19 protein-coding genes are annotated in these 20604 nt (G+C 60.4%); 9 read left to right on the plus strand and 10 right to left on the minus strand.

What is annotated here, in order from left to right; genetic code table 11:
- Window positions 1–55 precede the first annotated feature (55 nt).
- From SynMEDNS5_RS11420 to SynMEDNS5_RS11435, 4 genes are all read left to right on the plus strand, one after another.
- Complete coding sequence (locus tag SynMEDNS5_RS11420; RefSeq protein ID WP_186583476.1) at window positions 56–466, plus strand: iron-sulfur cluster assembly accessory protein; 411 nt, start codon at window positions 56–58, stop codon at window positions 464–466.
- 63 nt (window positions 467–529) lie between these two features.
- A complete protein-coding gene (locus SynMEDNS5_RS11425) occupies window positions 530–949 on the plus strand; it encodes a hypothetical protein (RefSeq protein WP_186583477.1) in 420 nt (139 codons plus the stop codon).
- Between the two features lies 1 nt (window position 950).
- On the plus strand, window positions 951–2156 hold the full coding sequence (locus SynMEDNS5_RS11430) for a lipid-A-disaccharide synthase-related protein (protein ID WP_186583478.1): 1206 nt from the start codon (window positions 951–953) through the stop codon (window positions 2154–2156).
- Window positions 2153–2428: a hypothetical protein gene (locus SynMEDNS5_RS11435; RefSeq protein ID WP_186583479.1), complete on the plus strand. Its 276-nt coding sequence runs from the start codon at window positions 2153–2155 to the stop codon at window positions 2426–2428. The genes SynMEDNS5_RS11430 and SynMEDNS5_RS11435 overlap by 4 nt, the downstream gene beginning before the upstream one ends.
- Here SynMEDNS5_RS11435 and SynMEDNS5_RS11440 read toward each other — a convergent pair.
- On the minus strand, window positions 2364–3311 hold the full coding sequence (locus SynMEDNS5_RS11440; RefSeq protein ID WP_186583480.1) for a TIGR01777 family oxidoreductase: 948 nt from the start codon (window positions 3309–3311) through the stop codon (window positions 2364–2366). The two genes, SynMEDNS5_RS11435 and SynMEDNS5_RS11440, sit on opposite strands and share 65 nt — an antisense overlap.
- 32 nt (window positions 3312–3343) lie before the next feature.
- Window positions 3344–4612: a cation:proton antiporter gene (locus SynMEDNS5_RS11445; RefSeq protein WP_255440154.1), complete on the minus strand. Its 1269-nt coding sequence runs from the start codon at window positions 4610–4612 to the stop codon at window positions 3344–3346.
- 43 nt (window positions 4613–4655) lie between these two features.
- Between SynMEDNS5_RS11445 and SynMEDNS5_RS11450 the strand changes: the two genes are divergently transcribed.
- Complete coding sequence (locus tag SynMEDNS5_RS11450) at window positions 4656–4913, plus strand: NAD(P)H-quinone oxidoreductase subunit O (RefSeq protein ID WP_186583481.1); 258 nt, start codon at window positions 4656–4658, stop codon at window positions 4911–4913.
- Here the strand turns inward: SynMEDNS5_RS11450 and SynMEDNS5_RS11455 are convergent.
- The 7 genes from SynMEDNS5_RS11455 to SynMEDNS5_RS13205 all read right to left on the minus strand — a co-directional run bounded on the left by SynMEDNS5_RS11455 (window position 4892) and on the right by SynMEDNS5_RS13205 (window position 15474).
- Window positions 4892–6988, minus strand: coding sequence for a glycosyltransferase family 39 protein (locus tag SynMEDNS5_RS11455; RefSeq protein WP_186583482.1), 2097 nt, complete (start codon window positions 6986–6988; stop codon window positions 4892–4894). The genes SynMEDNS5_RS11450 and SynMEDNS5_RS11455 overlap by 22 nt on opposite strands.
- The gene (locus SynMEDNS5_RS11460) at window positions 6988–7692 is read right to left on the minus strand and encodes a J domain-containing protein (protein WP_186583483.1); all 705 of its coding nucleotides are present in this window, start codon (window positions 7690–7692) and stop codon (window positions 6988–6990) included. The genes SynMEDNS5_RS11455 and SynMEDNS5_RS11460 overlap by 1 nt, the downstream gene beginning before the upstream one ends.
- A gap of 5 nt (window positions 7693–7697) precedes the next feature.
- The gene (gene cysK, locus SynMEDNS5_RS11465) at window positions 7698–8666 is read right to left on the minus strand and encodes a cysteine synthase A (protein WP_186583484.1); all 969 of its coding nucleotides are present in this window, start codon (window positions 8664–8666) and stop codon (window positions 7698–7700) included.
- A gap of 200 nt (window positions 8667–8866) precedes the next feature.
- A complete protein-coding gene (locus tag SynMEDNS5_RS11470; RefSeq protein ID WP_186583485.1) occupies window positions 8867–10810 on the minus strand; it encodes an iron uptake porin in 1944 nt (647 codons plus the stop codon).
- A 239-nt stretch (window positions 10811–11049) separates the two neighbouring features.
- Window positions 11050–12948, minus strand: coding sequence for an iron uptake porin (locus SynMEDNS5_RS11475; protein WP_186583486.1), 1899 nt, complete (start codon window positions 12946–12948; stop codon window positions 11050–11052).
- A 193-nt stretch (window positions 12949–13141) separates the two neighbouring features.
- Complete coding sequence (locus SynMEDNS5_RS11480; protein ID WP_186583487.1) at window positions 13142–14941, minus strand: iron uptake porin; 1800 nt, start codon at window positions 14939–14941, stop codon at window positions 13142–13144.
- 299 nt (window positions 14942–15240) lie between these two features.
- The gene (locus tag SynMEDNS5_RS13205) at window positions 15241–15474 is read right to left on the minus strand and encodes a hypothetical protein (protein WP_255440157.1); all 234 of its coding nucleotides are present in this window, start codon (window positions 15472–15474) and stop codon (window positions 15241–15243) included.
- Between SynMEDNS5_RS13205 and SynMEDNS5_RS11485 the strand changes: the two genes are divergently transcribed.
- On the plus strand, window positions 15458–16912 hold the full coding sequence (locus tag SynMEDNS5_RS11485) for a glycosyltransferase family 39 protein (RefSeq protein ID WP_255440158.1): 1455 nt from the start codon (window positions 15458–15460) through the stop codon (window positions 16910–16912). The two genes, SynMEDNS5_RS13205 and SynMEDNS5_RS11485, sit on opposite strands and share 17 nt — an antisense overlap.
- Window positions 16909–18297, plus strand: coding sequence for a DUF2079 domain-containing protein (locus SynMEDNS5_RS11490; RefSeq protein WP_370593539.1), 1389 nt, complete (start codon window positions 16909–16911; stop codon window positions 18295–18297). The genes SynMEDNS5_RS11485 and SynMEDNS5_RS11490 overlap by 4 nt, the downstream gene beginning before the upstream one ends.
- Window positions 18298–18408: 111 nt before the next feature.
- Here the strand turns inward: SynMEDNS5_RS11490 and psbD are convergent, their stop codons facing one another.
- Window positions 18409–19464 (minus strand): photosystem II D2 protein (photosystem q(a) protein), encoded by a 1056-nt coding sequence (gene psbD, locus SynMEDNS5_RS11495; RefSeq protein WP_006041823.1) that lies wholly within the window; start codon window positions 19462–19464, stop codon window positions 18409–18411.
- 156 nt (window positions 19465–19620) lie between these two features.
- On the opposite strand from psbD, the gene SynMEDNS5_RS11500 reads away from it, so the two are divergent.
- Both SynMEDNS5_RS11500 and SynMEDNS5_RS11505 read left to right on the plus strand, forming a co-directional pair.
- Entirely contained in the window at window positions 19621–19884 is a 264-nt protein-coding gene (locus SynMEDNS5_RS11500) for a hypothetical protein (protein ID WP_186585991.1), read from the plus strand.
- A gap of 5 nt (window positions 19885–19889) precedes the next feature.
- Window positions 19890–20594 carry an ABC transporter ATP-binding protein gene (locus SynMEDNS5_RS11505; protein ID WP_186583489.1) on the plus strand — a complete coding sequence of 235 codons (705 nt, stop codon included), beginning with the start codon at window positions 19890–19892 and terminating at the stop codon, window positions 20592–20594.
- The last annotated feature ends 10 nt before the right edge of the window (window positions 20595–20604 follow it).

The following is a 20604-nucleotide window of genomic DNA, read 5'->3' on the forward strand; positions in this document are numbered from 1 at the left end:
GGCGGCGGTCCTCTGGTCTCCATAGAGTGGAGACAAAGCCTGTGATCAGCTTCCGATGTCCAGTGCAGAACTCTCCGCAGACACCCTGGCGCCTGCACCGTCCCACACCTCCAGAGATGGCAAAGGAATCCTGATCACCGAGCCCGCGATGAAGCAACTCGCCAGACTTTGCGCCGACCAGGGGGGTGACCAGGTTCTGCGGGTGGGGGTGCGCTCCGGAGGATGCAGTGGGATGAGCTACACGATGGATTTCGTTTCGTCCTCTGAAACCCTCTCTGATGACGAGTGCTACGACTACGTCGCTCCAGATGGTGCGGAATTCAGGGTGATCTGCGACCCCAAAAGCCTGCTCTACATCTATGGCATGCAGCTCGACTTCAGCACAGCGCTGATCGGTGGCGGCTTCAATTTCACCAATCCCAATGCCACGCAAACCTGTGGCTGCGGCAGCTCTTTCGCGGTCTGAACAAGGCCGTGCCCACGGCCTGCTGTGGGAATCTGATCGGATCGCTTTTTAGGTCGACCATCCATGGATGCCACCCAGGACTCCCTCTTCCAACAGGCGATGGCCCGCTACCAGGACGGCGTGCCTGCTGAAGATCTTCTAGGGGATTTCGAGACGATCACTGCCGCAGCGCCAAGACAATCGGCTGGCTGGACCTGCCTGACCTGGCTTCAGCTCCTGTGCGAACAGCCGGAGGAAGCCCTGCGATCAGGACGGATGGCGGTCAAGCTGAATCCCCAGGACCCGCAGGCTCGCATCAACCTCTGCCTGGCCATGCTTGAGACCAAAGCCAAGGGTGTCCGCGACCACATCGAAGTGGTTCAGCAGGTTCTTGCCGTGGCGCCCGACGTGGCAAGTGATCTGCGCGAGTCGATCGATGATGGATTGCAGCGTCGCCCGGAGTGGCCTGCTCTGCTGAAAGTAAAGGCCTGGCTGGAGCTCTGAGGTGGGGCGCCTGCTCCTGCTCAGCAACGGTCACGGCGAAGATCTCTCAGGGTCACTGCTGGCCAAGGCACTGGCAAACCGGGGCCACACCGTGGAGGCCCTGCCCCTGGTGGGGCGGGGTCAGCCCTACCGGGATGCGGGCATTGGCCTGATCGGCGGCACGCAGGAATTCAGTACCGGTGGCCTGGGCTACACCAGCCTGCGCGGGCGAATGACTGAACTGATCCAAGGGCAGGTGGTTTATCTGCTACGCCGGTTGGTGAGGCTGCTGCGCATCGGCCATCGTTACGACCTCGTGGTCGTAGTGGGCGATGTGATTCCGGTGATGGCTGCCTGGCTGTGCCGGCGCCCAGTGGTCACCTATCTCGTGGCCTACTCCAGTCATTACGAGGGCCGGCTGCGTTTGCCGTGGCCCTGCGCCTCCTGCCTGAGCAGCCGTCGCTTTCGGGCCATCTTCAGCCGGGATCAATGCACAGCCGATGACCTCAGTGATCAATTGACCCGAGAGGTGCGCTTTCTCGGCAATCCATTCATGGATCCGGTGCTGGCCGATGCCGGGAGACTGCCAGCAACTCGGCAACGGCTCGGTCTGCTGCCAGGCAGCCGCCGGCCGGAGCTGGAGCAGAACCTGCGGCTGCTCCTGCAGATGATCGAGCGGCTGCCCACAGAGCTTTTCGGGGAAGGAGTTCTGGAGCTTGATCTGGCGCTCGTGGCCTCCCTGGACGACCCATCCCTGCACGACCTGGTGCAGCCCTGGGGCTGGGACCTGGCCGAGGAATCCGACGGTTCCGGCATGCTGCTCCAGCGGGGGCCGCGCCACATCCATGTACGCCGTGGCACATTCGCGGCCGTGTTGCACAGCTCGGATCTGTTGGTGTGCATGGCTGGAACTGCAGCGGAACAGGCGGTGGGACTGGCACGCCCCGTCCTGCAGCTCGCTGGCCGAGGCCCCCAGTTCACCGCGGGATTTGCTGAAGCCCAGCGACGCCTGCTTGGGCCCACGGTGTTCTGTGCCCAGGGGGAACCAGGGGAAACCGCCACCCTGGAAGCCTCGGCGCAGTTAGCCATCGACCTGCTCAGAAGGAGCCGCCTTGACCCGGATCTGCAGCGGCAATGTCAACAACAAGCCTTGCAAAGGCTTGGCCCCGCCGGAGGAGGCGCCAGGATGGCCCAGGCCATTTCAGACTTGGTGCAGCAACCTTCATGACTCCACCGTTGCAGGAACCCATCTGGAAGCGCTGGCTCGACCGGGTGTTAGTGCTTGACGTATTCGTGGTTCTGGGTGGTGCCGCCTGGTTTGCCTTGGCAATTGTGGGGAGCAGTCAAGGGATTGAAGGCCCCATGCGGCAATTTCAACGCCTCTGGGAGCCCCTGTTCACTCCAGCGATCGGTCTGTTGATCGCCTCGGCCCTGATCAACGGCTGCTGGAGCTGGTGGCAGAGGCGAGTGCAGCGTCAAGCGACGGACAATGGAAACTGAACGCGAGCTCCTGCAAGCGCGTAGAACACACCCGCTGGCCATCCAACACCACTTGAGCGCCATCACCGAGCAGAAGCTGGAGGACGGGACCAGGGACCGGCAAGAGACTGGGACGGCCTAAGCAGCGTCCGAGCCCAGAAGCGAAGTCGGCCATCGAAACCGGCTCAGGGGCAACGGCATTGATGGCTCCCGACCAGGAAGGCTGCTCTAGAGCACTCTGGATCATCCGGCAGAGATCACTGCGCTCGATCCAGCTCATCCATTGCTGCCCCGAGCCGATCGGTCCACCGAATCCAGTCCGGAAGACCGGAAGCATCTTCGCGAGGGCACCGCCGTCTGAAGACAGAACAATGCCGATGCGCAATACAACCAGCCGGGTGGCCTTCGGCTTCGCCGAGGCCGCCTGTTCCCAGCGCTGGCAGAGACCCGCCAGAAAATCTGAACCAGGAGCACTGCTCTCCTCGAACTGGGCGTTGGCACTGGTGCCGAAGTAGCCAACCGCCGATGCATTCACAAGAACGGAGGGGGGCGTGTCGAGCGCAGCCATCGCCTCGACGAGAGAGCGAGTGGTTTCGAGGCGACTGGATTCGAGCAGGCGCAGATGCTGCGGCGTCCAGCGCTGTTCTGCGATCGGCTCACCGGCAAGATTCACCACCCCATCACAGGCTGCGAGAGCCTGGGGCAGTGCTGCTGAGGAGGCCCAGCTGGAGGGTGCAGCAGGGTCGGCCTGAATCCAGTGCAGCTGAGAGGCGATGCCATCGGGCAGGTCTACTGCGGAGGCAGGCCTGCGACTCACCACGGTGAGTTGATGGCCTGCCGCGTGCAGGAGAGGGATGAGCCCGCGCCCAACCAGGCCTGTGCATCCGATCAGCAGGAGACGCATGGGAGGTGAGCGCAGAGAAACGGTGCTCGAGGTTAGGCAGCCGACGATGAATCAGCGCCGGGATCCGGAAGGGTGAGATGCATGCGCCGAGCGAGGGGCACCAGGGCAAAGCCCTGAACGAACAGGCCGTAAAGCACCACTGCCAGGGCCAGGGGAGGCATCAAGACGCCCCAGCTAACACCCGAAGACCAGGCATTGATGGCCAAGGCGATCGGCACGGCCCCTCGCAACCCAGCCCAGCAAACAAAGATGCGTTCACCAGAGCTGAAGGATGTTCGCCACAGCAAGAGGTGCACCATCACTAGTCGCACAAGCTGCATCACCAAAAACAGCAGGAAGGCCATCCCGGCCGCATACACCACATCCTGAGGTGCGACGACCAGTCCCATGCACAGGAACAGGAGCAACTCAGCCATCTTGGCGTAGCTCGAATGCGCTTCCTCCAGAACCGCCTGTTCCAGGCTGTCTGTGTTGCCCAGCACCAGCCCTGCCACATAGGCGGCCAACAGCGGGCTGCCTCCGAGCAGAGATGTGCCCCCGCTGAGCACCATCAAGAGAGCAAGGCTCACGACAGGCAGCATCGAGGCCTGGGTAAGCCCCATGCGTGTTCCGAGAAGCTGCACGGTGAGGCTTCCACCCAGAAAGCCGATCAGGATTCCCAGCAAAAACTGGCGCACCAGATCGGTCACCAGCACGCCAGCACCGACCCCCTCCCCACCGACAAGCGCTAGGGCAAGACCGGCCAGCACCACAGCCATCGGATCATTGAACCCCGATTCGCATTCGATCAGATCCATCAGCGGCTGCGGCAGACGCCCCTGCAGAGGCCTCAGCAGTGCCAGCACGGCCGACGCGTCCGTGCTGGCCACCATCGCTCCGATAAAGAGATTGCGCGGCACCATCTGCGTAAGGGCTTCGCCTCCTCGGGCCAGATCAAAACCGATCCCCACGGCGGTGATCAACGCGGCTGTGATCAGCACCCCGATCGTGGCCAGGCGCGCCGCTGGCTTGATCACCCCCCGCACCTCCTTCCAATTCGTGGTCAATCCGCCAAAGAACAGCACAAGCACCAGTGCCGACTGGGTGATCTGCTGGGCATGATCCAGGCTCAGCAGCGTGAGCTCGCGCGTATTGGACACCTCCACCTGGTTATCGATCAGCAGACCGAGCAGAAGCACCATGAGGATTCCCGGCACCCGCACCCGCGCTGCGAGGTCATCCAGGAGCACCGACACGAGCAGGAGACCGCCGAAGGCCACCAGATAAATCGAAAGGCCGTTGTCCAAATGGTGGGCTGGCATTGCGTGCAAGGGTTCTAGCCTGGCGAATAAAGACCGACCCGTGATGGCCGAGACACCGTCGAGCCCCGCTCCAGCCGCGAAAGCCCCTCCTGCACTGAAAAAAGGCGCTCTGGTGCGCGTGAACAAGGCGGCTTATGAGGGCAGCACGGAAGCCGGTGCCAGCGACCCCCATCCCCCGGCCTACATCTTCGAAGGGCCCGGAGAACTTCTGGTGGTGAAAGGGACCTACGGCCAAGTGCGTTGGCGCAGACCCGTGCCCGATGTGTGGCTGCGGATGGATCAGCTCGAGGCGTTCTCCTGAGGGTTGAGCGATTGCTCAATCACACGAATGGCCTTGGGGAGGATGTCGACAGCATCCGGAAGCCGCCAGATCGCTCCTGACAGCACCGACCCTGCTGCATCCAGCCCCATCAGCACGGGCTGGTCCCCTTGCCGTTCATTCGCGGCAGACGCCACAGCAGCGGCCTCGCTTGGGTTCCACCCAGCCAAGAGCACCACAGCACGAAATGCACTGGGCCATGGGTTATCCGGGAGAGCCTGCTCCAGGGCGGCGAACTGCCTGGAGGCCTCGGTCGGACGATTGGCCAGCACGGCCAGCAACGCCAATGTCCACCTAGCCTGACGATCGCCGGGGTAGGCCCTGAGACGGGCGAGGGCCGCCTCGCGCGCAGGGCCCCTGTAAAGGAAGTGGCCATCGAGCATGTGTTCGATCGCCACGCTGCGGAAGATCGGATCCAACCCTGATGGCCCTTTCTCCAGGGCAGATGCCAACGCGGGGAAACGCTGATCGAACCCGAGCGAGACAGGCACATCAGCACGCCGGCGCCACAGGGAATAGCTCCCCCCTCCTGGACGGGAGAAAGTGTCCACACGCTCAAAGACCCCAGAATCCCGAACGGCGCGATCAAGCCGGCGGGCGGCCTTGCGCACCGATCCCTGATCGCCCTCGGCCAGCAGCACCAGCTCGGCGTAATTCAGTACCGGTTGCACGTGATCGAGGCTGCCGCCGAGCTGACGCCCCACCAACTGGCCTCCACTGCGACGTCCGTAGTAGCTGACGTTGTGCTGATTCAGATCAGGGGTGCTCGGCACCACGATCAGGGTTTTCGGCGCAACACCCGGCACGCCCCCTCCAGCCCGCTGCACGATTGATTCCAAGGGGCCTTGATGAGGGTTCTGCAACCGTGCCGACTGCTGCATCCAGGCGGGGGTGGCTGCAGCCAGCCCCCCTATTGCCAGTGCGGCGCCCGGCAGCCAGCGCGCCTGCACAGGCCAGCGACCCCGGATCCAGAGCCCCCACTGCAACCAGCCCCGACTCAACAGCAAGAGCAGGGGTGGCAGCAAGGGGGCGATGTAACGCGAATCTTTGTTCGGGCTGAGGTTGGTGAACAGCCAGCCCAGCACCAACATCCCCAGAAGCCAGACCCAGGCTTGCCGACGGTCGCCCCCATCCCGGGACGGCGCCACCAACCCAGAGCGCCATTGCTGCAGCAAGAGCACCAATCCCGACAGACCGATCACCAGCAACACCCAACCGATCTGATCGGGAATCAGGCGGGGGTACCAAAGCCAGCCGGCCAGAGTGAGCACACCGGGGTCACCCTCACGAGCCGCCGACTCGATCACAGCACGGTTGGTGCCCCCCAGAGTGGTGATCCAGTTGTGGTGCAGCCAAGGCAGGAGACTGAGGGTCACCACAGCCAGCCCCAACGCCAGTTGGGCCTGGCGACGCACACCTGAGCGCAGGGCAACAACCAAAGCCCAGGCGCAAGCCGGAATCAGCACGAGCAGAGCGCTCTGCTTCACCAGCAAGGCCACCGCCACCGCCAGTGCGGCGATGAGAGCCTGCCACCAGGACGTGGGTCGAGTGTTATCCAACCAGCACCCCACCCGCCACAGCGCCAAGGTCACACAAGCGGTCAGAGGCAGCTCCAGCAGATAGTCCGTCCGCAATTCCAGGAGCATCGGCGCAAGCGAAACAGCTGCAGCGGCAAGCAGCGCAAACTCCCGGGCCAGACGCTGCGGAGAGCGAAGGGACAGTGCCCAACCCGCAGTGGCCAACAGCAACAAACCGTTCCAGAGGCTGAGACTCCATGCAGCCTGGGCCGGTGCATCACCGCTCACGGCGATGATGGCGCCATTCACCAGAGAACCGAGAGGCGGAATTTTTGGAGAGAGGTCGAGAAGGGCCTGCCAGCCCTGCCAGCTTCCTGCCGGGAGCAGGCCAAGTGCCCGGCCATGATCCAGAGCACTGTTGAGATAATCGGCCTGATCCCAGGCAGGCAGGCCGCCGTGGCTCGACCACCACAGCCGATCCGCTGCCGTGGAAAGCACCCAGAGCAGCAGAAGCAGCGCCCGGAACGGTCCCGCTGCCACTAACCGATCTCCAGCCGGCGCCGCTCGTCTTGAAGGCGCTTGCGGCGTTGCCTGGCTTCGCGGATCATCTCCCGTCCGTCATGGAGGTAACTGTCCACGTAGCCCATCGTGTAGCGCTCGAGCTCATTCACCGCATCCTCCACCTGCGAGAAACAGTGGTAGATGCTCAGCCCGAAGCCTCGGGCCGAAGCCGGTGTTGGGATGGATTGAAACAGGGTCTTGACCTTATCGAGCCGGCTTCGGCTCTGTTCGAGGTAAGTACAGAACGCCTCCATCAAGGCATCGTCGTAGGGATCGGCCGACAAAGCCCGGAGTTCTGCGGCGAAGGGATTGATCACCTGGCCGAGCAAGCGGTCGATCGGGGCGTAGACCTTCTTCAACCAATCAGCAAGATCCTGATCCGCGCTTGTTGAACGACCACTGGCCCGACGTGCCGCCTGACTGGCACGAGCATTGCGGGCCCCGCGAGCCCTGGCCTCGTCCCTCGCTGCCTGCTCAGGTCTGCTGCTCCGATCGAAGGCGCGACGACTCTCTGGATCCCCCAGTTGCTCCCAGGCGGCATTCAGCGCCAGGATTCTTTCCTCTGACCCACCGGCATCGGGGTGGTGCTGCTTCACCAGGCGCCTGTAAGAGGCCTTGAGTTCAGCCTGGGTCGCCGTGGAACACACCTCGAGCACAGCGTAGGGATCCAGAGTGTTGGGCATCAGAGTCACAGCTGAGCGTCCCGGCGTGCCGGAAGCGGCGCCGCGGCGCTGAACATCGGTGTGGAGAGATAGCGCTCTCCAAAACTGGCGAGGATCACCACGATGCGCCTGCTCTCCATGCCCGGGCGTTGCCCCAGCCGTAGCGCAGCAGCCACCGCGGCGCCACTGCTTACCCCGCAAAGCAGACCCTCTTCCCGAGCAAGACGACGACCGACGTCCATGGCCTCATCGTCGCCAACCGCGATGATCTCATCGATCAAATCCATCTCCAAAACAGGAGGAATGAAGCCAGCGCCGATTCCCTGCAGACGATGGGGTCCGGCAACGCCCCCCGCCAATACCGGACTGGCAGCGGGTTCCACGGCGATCACCGAAAGCTTGGGTTGGCGCTCTTTCAGCACCCTGGCGCAACCGGTGATGGTCCCCCCGGTACCAACACCAGCGACCAAAACATCCAAGGCACCCTCGGTATCAGCCCAAATCTCTTCTGCCGTGGATGCAGCATGCACCGCAGGGTTCGCTGGATTGTCGAACTGCTGGAGGAGATAGGAACCGGGGATCTCCTTCACCAGCTCCCGCGCCCGCTCAATGGCCCCTTGCATGCCCTCCATCCCTGGTGTGAGCTGCAGCTCAGCCCCATAGGCCCTGAGCATGGCCCTGCGTTCGGTACTCATCGTGTCGGGCATCGTGAGAATCAGCCGATAACCACGGGCCGCTGCCACCATCGCCAAGGCGATTCCGGTGTTGCCACTGGTGGGCTCCACCAGAACTGTCCGCTCGGGTGCAATGGTGCCTGCGCTTTCAGCCGCCTCCACCATGGCGCCGGCAATCCGATCCTTCACCGACGCCGTGGGATTGAAGCTTTCCAACTTGGCCACGATTTCAGCGGTGCATCCCCAGGCCTTGGGCAAGCGATTAAGCCGCACCATGGGAGTACGTCCCACAAGGGCTGTGATGTCTGGGGCAATCGCCATAGCAAACCCTGGGCTCGCGCTTCTTTCTACCCAACCCATCATCAGCACTTCTTGGACAGTCCGTTGATGGTCTGGTCAACAGTCAATAAAAAACCCCCTCGAATTGAGGGGGAATCAAAGTGTGTGAAAAGTGAACTGTGTGAGGAAAAGAATCTCGAGGGCCCGTACAAACGGACCCCAGAGATGGTGCTGATGTCAGATCAGAACTTGAAGGTGGTCTGGATCAGACCGCCGAACACGTTGAACTGACCGTCGTAACCGGTGCCGTTCTCCACCAGGCGCCTTGTGTTCTGACCCATGGGGCGGGACAGGTAGAAGATCGCAGGGGTGACCTTGATGTTGTCGGTGACCTGGAAGTTGTAGAACAGTTCGAAGACGTAGTTGCCATCGAAAGGAGTGTCGCCACAGGCTTGACGCTCGTCACTGCGCTTGCCTTCACAGCCTTCAAGACCGGTTGCGAAGACGGGCTGACCGAAGCCGAAGCCGAGGTCGTTGCCCTTCAGGAACACGTCGTCCCACTTCAGGCCCACCATCCAGCTCTGGCTGCTGACAGGTGATCCACCGATCTTGTTCTCGGTGGTGTTCTGGTTGATGCCCCAGCCCACGGAGATGGAGGGGATGAAACCAGAGTTCTCAGGCTGCCAGTAGGCGTTCAGCGCATAGCTGTTGGTGGAAGCACCAGAGCGCTTGGCTGCATCAAGAACGTAGTCTCCATCGGAGTTAACGCTGCCCTTAGGAACGTTGTACTCAGTGCCGTTGATGGTGACGTTTTCACGAGGCTGATACGAGCACTCGTTGTTCCAATTGCCGGTCTTGGCAAACGAGGTGCCGCGGCGATAGCCGTTGCCGCTGTCGCACTGGCCATAGCGATAACCGAAAGCAACACCCCACTGAGGACCGGCGTAACCGATCTGAGCCAGGAAGCTGGCCTGGGAGTTGCTGGTCATGAAACCACCCTTGGTGGGGTCGGTTTCATTACCGTCGCCGTCGTCAGCAACGTAGTTGACAGACACGCTGAAAGCATTCTGGCCCTTGTCGACCTTCTGCTTCCAGTAGGCACCGACCAGTTGTCCGGTCTCCTTGTTGTAAACACCGCTGGTGCCCATCAGAGCAGTCCAGTCGAGAATCTTGGAGGCACCCTTGTTGTAAACAGAAGGCCAGAGAGCAATGGACTCGGTGTTACGAGCCAGTGCACCGGCGATCACGGTGAACTCTTTGCCAACCGGGAATTTGTAGAACAAACGGTCGAGGGTGACGATGTTGGCCTTCTCGTCCTGCACACCGGAATCGGTGGCGATGTCGAGAGCGGTCAGGTTCACTCCCGAGCCGCCGAAGGCGTTGCCGTTGCCGCTCTTGGTGAAGTTACCGGTACGCAGACGGGCAACCAGCAGGTCCTTACCGGTGAAGCTGGTGTTCAGCTTCAGGCGCTGGTCGTAGTTGAAGGTGAAGGCGCCATAGTTGCGGTTGTAGGCGTTGGCTCCACCTTGAGTTCCGTTCTTATTGAAGACGGTGTTGCGGTTCGAGCGCTGAACCTTGCCGACCTCTTTGATCGTGCCGTCGCTGTCGCTGAAGTAGGTGGCGCTGGTGTCGTAGATGTACTTGGAACCATTGTCACCACCGGCGGTCACAGCACCGGTCACGAAGGTGGTTTGACCCTTCAGCTTGGTGGTGGTGGAGAACTGGGTAGATTCCAGTTCGCCAACGCGGGCTTCCAGACCGTCCACGCGGCCCTTGAGGATGGCGAGTTCCTTCTCGAACTCCTTCATCAGGCGCTTGAGCTCGTCGGTCACTTCGGTGACGCGGTCGAGACAGGCGTTCAGCAGGGCAGCCGCTTCAAAGCGGGTCATGGCCCGGTTGCCACGGTAGGTGCCGTTGGGATAGCCAGCGACGCAGCCGTAGCGCTCGATCAGGTTGCTCAGTGCCTGGTACGCCCAATCAGTGGGATACACATCGGAGAACTGAGTGATGCTGGTGACCTGGTCCAGGCTGGAGCTGGAACGAGCCTTACGAGGCTTAGCCGTGTACTCCGAAACCCCGTCGATGTTCAGCTCGGTGGCTGAAGCGGGGCGCATTGAATCGGATGCCAGCGGAGCCAACAAACCAAGGGCTGCAGGTGCCACCAGCAGTTGCTGGAAAAGTTTCATGGAATTCCTCACACCAAAAATTGAGGGATAGGGGCGCAAGTCACCCCAACTCGAGACTATCCAGAACGACAAACAATCAGACCCAGACCAAAGGAAATGCTGACCTGTTAACCAGATGATTACAATAAAAAACCCCCTCGAATTGAGGGGGAATCAAAGTGTGTGAAAAGTGAACTGTGTGAGGAAAAGAATCTCGAGGGCCCGTACAAACGGACCCCAGAGATGGTGCTGATGTCAGATCAGAACTTGAAGGTGGTCTGGATCAGACCGCCGAACACGTTGAACTGACCGTCGTAACCGGTGCCGTTCTCCACCAGGCGCCTTGTGTTCTGACCCATGGGGCGGGACAGGTAGAAGATCGCAGGGGTGACCTTGATGTTGTCGGTGACCTGGAAGTTGTAGAACAGTTCGAAGACGTAGTTGCCATCGAAAGGAGTGTCGCCACAGGCTTGACGCTCGTCACTGCGCTTGCCTTCACAGCCTTCAAGACCGGTTGCGAAGACGGGCTGACCGAAGCCGAAGCCGAGGTCGTTGCCCTTCAGGAACACGTCGTCCCACTTCAGGCCCACCATCCAGCTCTGGCTGCTGACAGGTGATCCACCGATCTTGTTCTCGGTGGTGTTCTGGTTGATGCCCCAGCCCACGGAGATGGAGGGGATGAAACCAGAGTTCTCAGGCTGCCAGTAGGCGTTCAGCGCATAGCTGTTGGTGGAAGCACCAGAGCGCTTGGCTGCATCAAGAACGTAGTCTCCATCGGAGTTAACGCTGCCCTTAGGAACGTTGTACTCAGTGCCGTTGATGGTGACGTTTTCACGAGGCTGATACGAGCACTGGTTGTTCCAGGTGCCATCAAACTTGGCGAACTCGGTGCCACGACGGTATCCATTACCGCTTTCACACTGCCCATAGCGATAACCGAAAGCAACACCCCACTGAGGACCGGCGTAACCGATCTGAGCCAGGAAGCTGGCCTGGGAATTACCCGTCATGAAACCACCGCTGGTGGGATCGGTTTCGTTGCCGTTGTCATCATCTGCTGTGTAGTTGATCGAAACGCTGAATGCGTTCTGACCCTTATCAACCTTCTGCTTCCAGTAAGCACCGATTAGCTGACCAACTTCCTTGTTGTAAACAGCACTGGTGCCCATCAGGGCCGTCCAGTCGAGAATTTTGGTTGCACCTTTGTTGTAAACAGAAGGCCAAAGCGCAATCGATTCGGTGTTACGAGCAAGCGCACCAGCAATCACAGTGAACTCTTTGCCGACTGGGAACTTATAAAACAGACGATCAAGGGTGACGATATTTTGAGCACCGGGCACACCAGAGTCGGTCGCAATATCAAGGGCAGTGAGATTCACTCCCGAGCCACCGAAAGCGTTGCCGTTGCCGCTCTTGGTGAAGTTACCGGTACGCAGACGGGCAACCAGCAGGTCCTTACCGGTGAAGCTGGTGTTCAGCTTCAGGCGCTGGTCGTAGTTGAAGGTGAAGGCGCCATAGTTGCGGTTGTAGGCGTTGGCTCCACCTTGAGTTCCGTTCTTATTGAAGACGGTGTTGCGGTTCGAGCGCTGAACCTTGCCGACCTCTTTGATCGTGCCGTCGCTGTCGCTGAAGTAGGTGGCGCTGGTGTCGTAGATGTACTTGGAACCATTGTCACCACCGGCGGTCACAGCACCGGTCACGAAGGTGGTTTGACCCTTCAGCTTGGTGGTGGTGGTGAACTGGGTGGCTTCCAGTTCGCCAACGCGGGCTTCCAGACCGTCCACGCGGCCCTTGAGGATGGCGAGTTCCTTCTCGAACTCCTTCATCAGGCGCTTGAGCTCGTCGGTCACTTCGGTGACGCGGTCGAGACAGGCGTTCAGCAGGGCAGCCGCTTCAAAGCGGGTCATGGCCCGGTTGCCGCGGTAGGTGCCGTTGGGATAGCCAGCGACGCAGCCGTAGCGCTCGATCAGGTTGCTCAGTGCCTGGTACGCCCAATCAGTGGGATACACATCGGAGAACTGAGTGATGCTGGTGACCTGCTCGCCGGACTCGGCGTAGTCGGACACACCGTTGATGTTCAGCTCAGTGGCGTTGGCGGCCATGGGAGCCAGAAGGCCCAGGGCTGCAGGTGCCACCAGCAGTTGCTGGAAGAGTTTCATGGGGGTTCCTCACACCAAAAATTGAGGGATAGGACAAATATGTCCATCAGAAACTTAATGGTGAAGACAACGCTTGCACAGGAGGCCGCTGCAGAAGCTGTCCACAAAAAACCCCTCCGCAGTGATGCGGAGGGGGAAGGGAGGAATCTCAGGAGACTCGCGTTGATCCAAGTGGAATTTGGATTGATTCCAATCAGAACTTGAAGGAGGTCTTCACCAGACCGCCGAACTGATTGAAGGTTTCACCCTGAGTTGCTGCACCCAAAGGGCGGCTGAGGTAGAAGAGCGCAGGTGTGACCGAGATATTGTCGGTGACCTGGAACTGATACCAGAATTCCCAGGCGTACTGGCCATCGCGAGCTAATGAATTCTCAGCGTCGGAAGAAGATCCAAGTCCAGTTCCTGTACCAGAGAGGTCGATACCAGTGACAAATGCCTCTTGACCAACAGCCAATCCAGCGTTGTTGCCCTCGAGGAACACATCACTCCATTGGAGACCGACGTACCAAGACTGGGAGGTCGCAGAATCGAACTCATAACCAGACAAGGTTGACTCGTCGTCCCCATTGGTCGAATTCAGGCCCCAACCAATACTGATTGAGGGAATGATTCCGGAATTCTCAGGCTCCCACCAAGCGCTGACGGCAACATTGTTGCTGTTGCCCAGCAATCCAACCTGTGTAGCCAGAGGGGTACCTGTTGACTCATAAACAGTGCCCCAGTTCAAAGAACTGTAGGTATAAGCGGCAGCCAGTCCCCAGCCACTACCAGCGTATGCAAGCTGAACTGTTCCTGTACCGGCAGAACAATCAGTAGCGATTCCACCAGCGTTATCACAGGTGGTATCGCCATTCGCATCAACTGAGCTGGGAGCCGAAAAATTGCCGTTGCTCGACACATAGTTGGCACTGATGCTGAAGCCGTCGTTGCTCCACCAAATACCGGCACCAGGTCCAAGATTTAGGCTGTAGGCGCCAGGAGCACCTGCGTAGGTGAAGAAGTCAAGAACCGTGTCAGACGGATAAGCACTCGGCCAAACCGCAAGCATGTCGTCCTGACGGACGTAACCACCTGCTGTAACCGTGAAATCACTACCAAGAGGGAACTGATAGAACAATCGATCAATTGAAACCGCGTTGGCCTTAGGGCCTTCTTCAAAGGCAACCTCTAAACCAGAAGCTGTTGCGTAGGTTCCTCCAAACGGACTAACAATTCCCGAGCTGGCACTGAAGCCAAAAGCGCTATTGGTGAAATTGCCAGTACGCAGTCTGGTACGCAGCAGATCTTTACCAGTAAAACTGGTATCGAAATCAATTTTCAAATCGTAGTTAAAGACAGCAGCGCCGAGATTTTGGTTGGCAACGCTGGCCATTTTCTTACGACTACCCACCCCAAAAAATGGAGAATTCGGGTTGGAGTCAAGCTTTGTAGAAATGCCATATTGACCAACAACGGTGGCATCCCCGCCGAAGGTATTAGCACCGGTCACGAAGGTGGCCACACCACTCATCTTGGTGGTGGTGGAGAACTGGGTAGATTCCAGTTCGCCAACGCGGGCTTCCAGACCGTCCACGCGGCCCTTGAGGATGGCGAGTTCCTTCTCGAACTCCTTCATCAGGCGCTTGAGCTCGTCGGTCACTTCGGTGACGCGGTCGAGACAGGCGTTCAGCAGGGCAGCCGCTTCAAAGCGGGTCATGGCCCGGTTGCCACGGTAGGTGCCGTTGGGATAGCCAGCGACGCAGCCGTAGCGCTCGATCAGGTTGCTCAGTGCCTGGTACGCCCAATCAGTGGGATACACATCGGAGAACTGAGTGATGCTGGTGACCTGGTCCAGGCTGGAGCTGGAACGAGCCTTACGAGGCTTAGCCGTGTACTCCGAAACCCCGTCGATGTTCAGCTCGGTGGCTGAAGCGGGGCGCATTGAATCGGATGCCAGCGGAGCCAACAAACCAAGGGCTGCAGGTGCCACCAGCAGTTGCTGGAAAAGTTTCATGAGATTCCTCACACCAAAAATTGAGGGAACACGCCGTAGCGATGATGGAAATATGTTGCATTACCCCCCCTTAACCAGCCAATATGTGCCGCTCTTTTACCCGTCTGGTATCAGATGTTGCCATTTGAGGCTCAAATGTTCAAAACAACAAAATGCTGAACGAATCGCACCTCCAACAACAAGGTGGTTGATCGTCAAAACAAGCACTTAAAACGATGCCCCCATTCGGAAACCGAACGGGGGCTCTCGCCGGGTCCGCTTTGGCGCGGAACCGATTGATCACTTAAAAGATGAAGCCGTCAGCCGGCGTTCTCCGCGATCAGCAGACCCTGCGTGAAAGAACTGGAACTCATGGACACCTCCTCCTGAATGGATTGATGATCGCCGGTGATGCATCCGGTCGAGCCCTGGATCCGAAGATCAACGAACACCACCACATCACTGCGGTCTGAACTCTTGAACCATAACGGAGGCAGGAGAACTTTTGCAGGGCAAAGCCACTGGCTGGTTCCGCTTTTGCTCTGGCTGCTCACGCTCGCACTCTGGTTGCCGGGACTTGGCAACCTGCCGCTGCGCGACTGGGACGAAGGACGGGTTGCCACCGTGGCCCGCTCCACCACAAACTTGCTGCCGATGAAATGGCAGCAGGCCTACCTCAACAAACCTCCCGGTCTCCATGCACCAATCGGGCAACTGATCCGCAGCCACGGCGAGAACGAAACCTTGGTGCGTCTGTTGCCCGCCCTTCTTTCCAGCCTGGCAGTGCCGCTGATCGTTCTGCTGCGCAGGGCTCTGGGTGGTGCTCACAAAAACCGCAAGGCCCTACTCGCTGGCGTGGTTTTGATGACCCTCCTCCCGATGGCACGTCACGGTCGGCTGGCAATGCTGGATGGAACTCTTGTGAGTTGCAGCCTGCTGCTCTGGTGGGGCTGGGTCAGGTCCCGAGAGCAACCGTTAAGAGCCCTCGCTGCAGGAGTTGCCGGCAGTGGCGTGCTGCTTTTGAAACCGCCGGCGCTGCTGGGATTGGCCCTGATCGCTCTGATCGTGGGTGGCCGCAGCAGCTGGCCTCGCTGGCGTGGCTGGATCACCCTGGTTTTAGGGCTCCTGCCAGGTTTGGCCTGGCATCTCTGGCACTGGAGTGTGCGAGGCAGCGATGCACTGCTGATGTGGGGCGGGCAGGGACTGGCTCGCCTGACGAGCAGCATCGGCGATGGCCATGGCTGGTGGACCCCGTGGGTGGAAGTGCTCGAAGGGGGCTGGCCCTGGCTTCTGCTGCTCCCCATTGGACTGCGCTGGGCCTGGGGACACCGGCGACAGAGCGCCGGACGCTGGGAGCTTGGGCTGTTCATCGGCAGTGCCGCACTGGTGCTGCCGCTACGCACCCAGTTGCCCTGGTACAGCCACCTCCTCTGGCCTCCGCTTGCCTTGCTCTGCGCCGAGGGGCTGACTCAATTGCTCGACTCCGGTGCGCCCCACTGGGTGACCCGGTGCTGGCAGGCCCTCGGCTTTGGACTGAGCCTGGCTGGATTGGGCACGCTGGTAATCCGCGAGCCGCAACTGCCGGGCCTGAGCCTGCTTCTGGCGGGGTTCGGACTGTTGTTAGGAGGTCAAGTCATCAGACATCCCCAGCCCCAGCGACGACGACGAGGGCTGGGGATCCTGGTGATCGCCTGGAGCCTGGCGCTGCTGGCTCTTTGGCACAGCCGCCTTTGGTTGTGGGAGCTGAATGAAAGCTGGGATCCACGACCTGTGGCCGCCCAAGTGCGGGCGCTGCCGGCCAATGCGTCCGTTTGGCTTCAAGGTCCCACCCGGCCATCCCTTGGCTGGTACGCAGGTCGTAATTTGCAGCGTTACCGCAAAAGCGAATCACCCGAGACGCCCTTCTGGCTTGTGAGCAATAAGCGGATGCCTGGCTGTTTACTAAATCATGACCCGGTCGCAGGCGACTGGAAGCTGTGGCGATGCCAATGAAACCACCTCGCCAGCTCTGGGGTCTTGCCGTCGGTTTGGGTCTGATGGGCTGGGGCTGCAGCGCCCTGCGGCATGGCCTGCTGCAGAGCAACGCCTACGACCTGGGTCTGTTTGACCAGTGGGTCTGGCTGATCAGCAAGGGGTTGCCGCCGATCTCTTCGATGGAGCACGTTCACGTGCTGGCGGATCACGGCGCCTGGTTGTTGTATGGCGCTGGTGCGCTCTACCGACTGCTGCCATCGGTGCAGTGGCTACTGCTAACACAGGCCTTGGCGTTGAGCCTTACGGCAATCCCAATTTGGTGGCTGGCGCAGCAGGCTGGACTCACTAGATACAACTGTTGGCTGGCCTGCGGACTCTGGTGGCTGCAACCGGTGGTGTTCAACGCAACCCTTTTTGACTTTCACCCTGAGACCTGGGCGATGCCGGCCTTCGCCTTGGCCCTCTGGGCCGAACGGGAGGAGCGCCCGCGCCTCTGGCTGGCCCTGCTGCTGGTGATGCTGGGGGCCCGTGATGGGCTGGTGCTGGTGCTCGGCGGCATGGGGCTCGATTTGGCATGGCGCCAGCGCTGGCGGTGGAGTGCCGCCGTCATCGGACTGGCTGCGGGCTGGTTGCTGATGCTGAGTCGGTGGCTGTACCCCTGGCTGCGCAATGGCGAAGGCCCCAAGGCCGCCGCTCGCATGTTCAGCCATCTCAGCGGCGGACCAATGCAGATCTTTCAGAGCCTTGACTGGAGCGGAGGTCTTCAGTATCTACTGCTGCTCTGCCTGCCCTGCATCTGGCTCTGGCGACGGCGATCACTGCCGACTCTGCTGATCGCACTACCCCTAGTGCTGGTCAATTTGCTGTCGGGCTCCGCTAGCTACCGAACCCTTGTGCATCACTACAGCTTGCCTCTGGCGCTGGTCGCTGTGCTGGCGGCCGTTGATGGTGGGTTGGCAAAAAGCCGCCCGCGCCCGCGACTTTCCTGGAGCCTGATCTGGGCGACAGCCTTCTGGCTGGCCCTGGCCAAACCCTGGTTCTTCACAGGGCCCTATCTGGAACGCATCACTTTGCAAAGTGATGCGGCCGCAGCCACAGCCACCGTGCCAGCCGATGCCGGCATGCTCACCACCAGTTATCTCGTGCCTCACCTGAGTCAACGGCGCCAGATCGCCTTTCCTAAGAAAAGCTTTGATGGCCCGCTGGATGCAGAGGGCTGGACGGCTCTGCTTCTTCACCCAAGCGACCCCGGCTGGGGCTCTTCCCAAAAGGTGCAACAGCGATTGCTCAACCAAGCGCAGCGCAGCGATTGGGACTGCCGGCGGTGGCCTTCAGGCCTTGAATTGTGCCTTGCACCCGGCGCAACATCAGCGCGCCCCCTTGCTGGTGAATCAGCTGGCTAATGCGATCACGAAGATACGCCAACCACTGCAATGCTCGAGGGTCTCTGGCAAGCAAAAAAAAGGGGATGCCCGAAGGCATTCCCGAGGAAAACTTGAATTGAGTTCTGACAATCAGAGAGCGTTGCCGCGGGGCAGAACCTCTTCAGGGAAGACGAAGTTTTCGTGCGGCTGGTCAGCCGGTGCCATCCAGGCACGCAGACCTTCATTGAGAAGGATGTTCTTGGTGTAGAAGGTCTCGAATTCGGGATCTTCTGCAGCGCGGATCTCCTGCGACACGAAGTCGTAGGCGCGCAGGTTGAGGGCCAGGCCGATGATGCCGATGGAACTGGTCCACAGGCCCATCACAGGCACGAACAGCATGAAGAAGTGCAGCCAGCGCTTGTTGGAGAACGCGATCCCGAAGATCTGGCTCCAGAAGCGGTTGGCGGTGACCATTGAATAGGTCTCTTCTTCCTGAGTGGGCTCGAACGCCTTGAAGGTGTTGGCCTGCTCGCCGTCCTCAAACAGGGTGTTTTCCACGGTTGCGCCGTGAATGGCGCAGAGCAGTGCGCCGCCGAGGATGCCGGCCACGCCCATCATGTGGAAGGGGTTCAAGGTCCAGTTATGGAAGCCCTGAAGGAAGAGGAGGAAGCGGAAGATCGCAGCCACACCGAAGGAGGGCGCGAAGAACCAGCTGCTCTGGCCGAGGGGGTACATCAGGAAGACGCTGACGAACACCGCGATCGGACCGGAGAAGGCGATGGCGTTGTAAGGGCGGATGCCCACCAGACGAGCGATCTCGAACTGACGCAGCATGAAGCCGATCAGTGCGAAGGCGCCGTGCAGGGCCACGAAGGCCCAGAGGCCGCCGAGCTGGCACCAGCGAACGAAGTCGCCTTGGGCCTCAGGGCCCCAGAGCAGAAGCAGGCTGTGACCCATCGCATCAGCGGGGGTGGACACAGCAGCGGTGAGGAAGTTGCAACCTTCCAGGTACGAGGAGGCAATGCCGTGGGTGTACCAGGAGGTAACAAAAGTGGTGCCGGTGAGCCAGCCACCGATGGCCAAATAGGCCGTTGGAAAGAGAAGAATGCCGGACCAGCCGACAAAAACGAAGCGGTCGCGCTTGAGCCAGTCATCGAGGACGTCGAACCATCCCCGCTGTGGCGCGCGTCCTACAGCGATCGTCATTGGAGGAGCTTCATGAAGCTTTACGTGACGAGCCTAGTGGCCGTGCGCTGTTTGTGGGCAAGAAAGCCGAACAACAAGCCCGACATGAGTAAAAATGCCCAACGACTCGGGGATCGCCCTGATTGGCGAAGATGGTGCCATCTACGGGATTGGTCTGTGTACGTGATTGAGCTGGCTCTGCGCATGAGTCCGATGCCGGTCTCCGTGCAAAGAAAGGAGCACGATTCGGCAGAAGCGCTTTACCAACAAGTGCGTACGGCCCTTGAGCAGGGACAGCCACGCCTGCTCGAGCTCAGCTGCGAGAAGGTGGAGGGCAAGCGACTCAGCGTTCTCACGAGCGATCTGCTGGCTGTGCAGATTTATGAGAAAACAGCCGCCAGCGGCGGCACGAAGCGCCCGGGCTTCTCCCTCGAAGCCTGACAAAAATGCTGCCGGTGGAACAGGCCGACTCTGAGCAAGCAGCGCTTCGCTTTGATCGGGTCAGCTTCTGTTGGCCCTGCGGAACCAAGGCGCTTGATCGCTGCAGCATCCAGATCCGATCCCCAGGACTCTGGATGCTGGTAGGCAGCAACGGGAGCGGCAAGAGCACCCTGTTCCGGATGATCTGCGGCCTGGTCAATCCGCAGAGCGGCCGAGTGCACTGCGCCCTGCGGCCGGCTTTGGTGTTCCAAAATCCAGACCATCAACTGCTCCTACCAAGCTGCGGCAGCGAGCTTCTGCTCAATCTGCCGTTTCATCTATCGAGATCTGAAAAAACAAAGAGGATTCAGAACTTGCTCGAGCAGGTCGGCCTGGCCGGAATGGCTGGTCGGCCGATTCATACCCTGAGCGGCGGGCAGAAGCAGCGCCTCGCCATTGCAGGCGCTCTCGCCAGCGACGCCAATCTGCTGCTGCTCGACGAGCCAACCGCCCTTCTCGACACGGCGAGCCAGGCCTCGATCCTCGCCACAGTTCAACAACTGTGCCACCGCTCCAAAAGCCCCCTGACCGCACTCTGGGTCACCCATCGCCTCGGAGAGCTGGATCACGCCGATGGTGCAGCCCGGATGGAAAAAGGCCGCATCGGAGCCTGGGGCAGTGGCTCAAGCTTGAGACGAGAGCTCGAGCCTCTTGCGGGACGGAGGGCCTGAAGGGTAAGTT

The sequence above is a fragment of the Synechococcus sp. MEDNS5 genome (assembly GCF_014279875.1).
GTDB lineage: Bacteria > Cyanobacteriota > Cyanobacteriia > PCC-6307 > Cyanobiaceae > Synechococcus_C.